Source organism: Bacteroidia bacterium (assembly GCA_026932145.1).
Taxonomy (GTDB): domain Bacteria; phylum Bacteroidota; class Bacteroidia; order J057; family JAIXKT01; genus JAIXKT01.
The window spans coordinates 1-2231 of sequence record JAIXKT010000020.1; the positions used below are offsets into that span (position 1 = coordinate 1).

Annotated in this window: 2 protein-coding genes; one reads left to right on the plus strand and one right to left on the minus strand. The window is 35.7% G+C overall.

Annotated elements, in window-relative coordinates; genetic code table 11:
• The first annotated feature begins 59 nt into the window (after window positions 1-59).
• Window positions 60-2045: a hypothetical protein gene (locus LC115_05470; protein MCZ2356127.1), complete on the plus strand. Its 1986-nt coding sequence runs from the start codon at window positions 60-62 to the stop codon at window positions 2043-2045.
• 5 nt (window positions 2046-2050) lie between these two features.
• On the opposite strand, the gene LC115_05475 is transcribed toward LC115_05470, so the two are convergent.
• Window positions 2051-2231: hypothetical protein (locus LC115_05475; GenBank protein ID MCZ2356128.1), on the minus strand; the 181-nt coding region annotated here is incomplete at its 5' end.

A 2231-nucleotide genomic window follows, 5' to 3' on the forward strand; every position in this document is an offset into this window, starting at 1 on the left:
TTTTGGTCTTCTCTTTTTTTTCTCGGAACTTCGTCAAGCGCTGCGTTGGCAGCAATAATATGAGACACAGCATTTACATATTGACACTACTTTTGACAACGACTGTTTTCGGACAAACCAAAGACAGACGAGCAGAACTTGACATTAATGGACGAGTTAATGAAATCTCTGTTTCACCTGACGAAAAAATTTGGTTAGTAACGGCTATTGGAAATATCTATTACACCGACAACATTGACTCAAATTGGCATTACGGAAAACCTATTTTTGAATCGCCAGACGAATTGGGTTTGGGTAATCCACATCTTGAACGAATATCCTATTTCAACAAAGACACCGCAATAATGACGGGTTACATTTCAGTAAGCAAAAAGGAATACAAAAAGAATGGTTACTACTTGACAAAAGACGCAGGTAAAACTTGGAAACTTCTTGACTTCGGTGGCGACTCTTGGATATACAATGTTTTCGTTGACAAACAGGGAAACGCTTGGATGGGCGGCTCATCAGGCGAAATATTCTTTTCAAAAGATTTCGGACAGCATTGGGAAAAACTAAATTCCCCTTACAATTCATCATCACGAATGCACAGTATTTTTATGCTTAACTCAACGACAGGCATTTCAGGTGCATTACACAACGACATCTATACCACATCTGACAATTGGAAATCAAACAAAAAAATTAAAACACCTTACGACCAGAAAAAATATAGCACACCGAACGGATATTCAGACGACAGAATTGAAAAGATTTTGATTTGGAATAATTTTATTGTTGTAAATCAAAACGGACACATTTATTACACCGAAAGCAACAACATTGATTGGCAACCTTTCCCAATAAAAGTTTATGATTTTGAATTAGACAACGATTCAAAAACTCTTTTCGCAATTAGCGACAGTTTAAAAATTGTTTCTCTCACTTCGCCAACTGAATTTCATTTACTCACAGACAAACAACTATCAAGTTATCCTATTGACATCAAAGTTGTCAATGGTTCGCTGTTTGTTGTATCAAGCGGCTACGAAGTTTATAAAGTAAATAAAAATGGACTGACACGCTCAATTCCATACACAACAGACAAAAAAATTGAAGAACCTCAAATTGTAAAACAAGGAATTAAATTAGTTTGGGGAACAAACGGAAATCAAATCTATTTAGCTGACGACAATAAACGAGATTGGTATAGAGAAAACGCACTTGATTTTTACATTAGAGATTTTAGGCTATTAAATGATAGTGTTGCGATACTTTGGGACGGTAAAAAAAATAATTACCTCTATTCTTTGAGCGACCACACGCCAAAACAGTATTTTCCCGAAACGCCACTTAAAACCTTTTTGGCTTCACCTATCAAAACATTTATAATAAATTCAGGTAGTCAAGGTTGTTTTCACGGCTATAATGACGAAGTTCGTTACGAAAGAGTAAATGATTCTATTTTTAAAACATCAACAGCTTCTGCCAATGGTTTCAGAGAAAAAAAATCATCAAACTTTAAGAACAAAATTAGTAGTTCGGTTTTGAAAACAGTATTAACCGACATTAGCTCTAATCCTTCTGCAATTCCGACTTTTAAAGATTTTCATATCACAGACAGCGACAAAAAGAACTATTTGACAATGGTTGACAACCAACTTAAAAGCAAGGAAACGGATTACTTTGACAGAAAGAAAAAAATCAACAAAAACTTTTATTACTCTGTTCCTGCAATGCTTGACACATTGGACAACTCAATTATTCAAAGTGTCTTAAATCAAACAGAAGGAGGTTGGAGCACAACAAGCAATTGGTTTACAGTTCAAATTATAAATCAAAATAACGACACGCTTAACATTGTAAGGTCGTATTATATGAAAACTCTTCCTTGGAATCTTCCTTGGAAATTTGAATATAACGGACAACACTTTAATTGTTACAACATTGACTTTTCACGATTTATTAACGCTTGTATTCCAGACAACTTTACGGACAAAGGAGTATTTAATAACAGTCGTTTAATAATGGAAGTAGCGGACTATTTATGGAACAAGGAAGAATAACAAAATTACTGCTGCCAACATCGGCTTGCCGCAAGCGGGGCGACAGTGGTAAATTGAACATTTGTGCTTCTATCAAACTTTTGTGCTATATTGAAAATTAGTGCTTCTAATCCCCGCCTGACGGCAAGCCGCGAACCGTTGAGCGACATTACGCCTGCGGCGTAGTTTTGTTCTTCGTGTTTTGCT

Coding starts and splice junctions, on each gene's coding strand:
- LC115_05470 (MCZ2356127.1), top strand. CDS start 60: ATGAGACACAGCATTTACATATTGACACTACTTTTGACAACGACTGTT.